This window comes from Fusobacterium sp. SYSU M8D902 (assembly GCF_040199715.1).
Taxonomy (GTDB): Bacteria; Fusobacteriota; Fusobacteriia; order Fusobacteriales; family Fusobacteriaceae; genus Fusobacterium_A.
The window spans coordinates 1-559 of sequence record NZ_JBEFNA010000086.1 but is presented as its reverse complement, the minus strand read 5'-3'; the positions used below and the strand labels follow the sequence as shown (position 1 = coordinate 559).

1 protein-coding gene is annotated in these 559 nt (G+C 24.9%); it reads left to right on the top strand.

Features of this window, described 5'->3' with window-relative positions:
- Positions 1 to 559, top strand: a 559-nt coding sequence (locus ABNK64_RS11185) for a protein rep (RefSeq protein WP_349764450.1), incomplete at both ends; no start/stop codon positions are given.

Sequence of the window (559 nt, the reverse complement as noted above, 5' to 3'; positions counted from 1 at the left end):
TTTCATAGACTTTTTAGAAGAAAAAAATTTAAAGATTCAATCAATGGTTGGTACAGAAATTTAGAAGTAACTTATAATGAAAAGGAAGATACATTACACCCACATTTACACATAATTTTATCAGTTGATAATGATTATTTTAAAAGAAAAAGTGGTAAATATTTAACCCAAGAATATATTAAAAAAGAGTTTCAAACTGCTTGTAAAATTGATTATGAGCCTACTGCTTATATTAAAAAAGTTTATTCAAAAAATCAAAAAGATGTTCTTCATAGTTTAGTAGCTGAAGCTAGTAAATATGTTACAAAAGTATCTGATATTTTAGATTTAGAAAATGAAGATTTAAAATTGGAATTACTGAAAAGTTTATCCAATGGATTACACGGGAGAAGAATGTCAAGTTATGGTGGAATTTTAAAAGAAATTTTTAAAGATTTAAAATTGGAAGATGAAGAAAATGCCGATTTATTAAAAGTGGAAGATGAAGAATTTGAATTAGGCGACAATGTTGTATTTGGTGTCTTTGTTTATGATAATGTTAAACAAGAATATAAATTGC